Below are 1812 nucleotides of genomic sequence, written 5' to 3'. Positions count from 1 at the left end.
CCGGCACCAACACCGACGGCTCCACCACCGGACCCACACCCGCACCCAGCACCCGGACCCGCTCGGCCTCACCGAGCACATCCACCCGCGCCAACGGCAGGTCAGGGTCCGCCACCACCGCGGTCAGCAGGCGCACCAGCGTCTCGGCGAGGCCCTCGACCCGGGCCCGGCCGAACAGGTCCGGCCGGTACTCGAGACGGAGCCGGAGCTGGTCGCGCGTCGCGACCGCGAGCGCCAGGGGGTAGTGCGTCGACTCGACGTTGGACACCGCACCCAGCCGAAGTCCCGCGGTCCGTACCGACTCGACAATGCCGGTCATCTCCAGCGGGAAGTTCTCCACCAGGATGATCGAGTCGAACATGTCGGTGTGCCCGGCCGCGCGCTGGATGTCGATGAGGCCGAGGTGGTGGTGGTCGAGCAGCCGGGTCTGGTCGTCCTGGAGCCGGGTGAGCAGGCCGTGCAGGGTCTCCCCGGGCTGCAGCCGCAGGCGGAGCGGGAGGGTGTTGATGAACAGGCCGATCATGTCCTCGACGCCGCCGAGTTCGGCGGGACGGCCGGACACGGTGACGCCGCAGACCACGTCGCGCTGTCCGGTGAGGTGGCCGAGGAGCACCGCCCAGGCCGCCTGCACCACCGTGTTCAGGGTGACGCCGAGGGCGCGCGCCTGGCGGGTCAGCGCGTCGGTCTCGGCCACCGACAGGAGGCGTTCGAGCCGGTCCGGCAGCACCGGAACCCGGACGTCGCCGGGGGTCGCGAGGTGGGTGGGTTCGGCGAGGTCGGCGAGGGCGTCGCGCCAGGCCTCCTCGGCGGCGGTCTGGTCCTGGTGGGCCAGCCAGCCCAGGTAGTCCTGGTAGGGCCGGACCGCCGGAACGTCGGCGTTCGCCGAGTCGGTGATCGCGCGGTACAGGGTCAGCAGATCGCGGAACAGCAGCGGACGCGACCAGCCGTCCAGCAGGATGTGGTGGTTCGTCATGACCAGCCGGTACCGCTGGTCACCCAGCCGGATCAGCAGGAACCGCAGCAGCGGCGCCACGTCCAGCCGGAACGGCTCGGCGTGCTCCGCGGCCTGCAGTTCCCGCGCCGCCGGCTCCCGCTCGTCCTCGGCGAGACCGGACAGATCCTCTGACCGCCAGGGCAACGGCACATCGCCCGCGATCACGGCGACCGGCTGGGACAGCCCGTCGTGGTGGAAGCTCGCCCGCAGGTTCGGGTGCCGCTGCAACAGCCCGGCGGCGGCCGCCCGCAGCGCCGCGGTGTCCAGCGCGCCGTCCAGATCAACGGCGAGTTGCATGGTGTACGCGTCGGTGCCCGCGTCGTCGTACACGCCGTGGAACAGCAGTCCCTTCTGCAGCGGGGCCAGCGGGAGCACCTGCTCCAGGCTCGGCACCCGGACCCGCAGCGCGGCCAGCTCGCCGTCCCCCAGGGCCACGGACGCCGGGTACGCCACCACCTCGCCCGACACGTCCCGGCACACGGCGGCGAGCCCGGCCACGGACTTGTGGGTGAAGACCTCCCGGGCGGTGAAGCCGAGTGCGGCGCGGCGGGCCCGGGCGACCAGCTGGATCGCCATGATGCTGTCGCCGCCGAGGTCGAAGAACGAGTCCTCCACCCCGACCTCGGGCAGTCCCAGCACCTGAGCGAACAGCCCGGCCAGGACCTCCTCCCGCGCGTCGCGGGGGGCCCGGGACACACTCGCCTGCCACTGCGGCGCCGGCAACGCCCGCCGGTCCACCTTGCCGTTCGCCGTCTGCGGGAGCTTGTCCAGCAGCACGAACGCCGACGGCACCATGTACTCCGGCAACGCCGCCGCCG

General features: G+C 73.1%; 1 protein-coding gene. It reads right to left on the bottom strand.

Translation table 11 applies throughout. From position 1 onward, the window contains the following. On the bottom strand, positions 1–1812 hold a 1812-nt coding region (locus LDL48_RS43150; RefSeq protein WP_225260999.1), incomplete at both ends, for a condensation domain-containing protein.

The sequence above is a fragment of the Jidongwangia harbinensis genome (assembly GCF_020216025.1).
Lineage (GTDB): Bacteria > Actinomycetota > Actinomycetes > Mycobacteriales > Micromonosporaceae > Actinoplanes > Actinoplanes harbinensis.
This window is presented reverse-complemented; position numbering and strand designations above follow the sequence as displayed.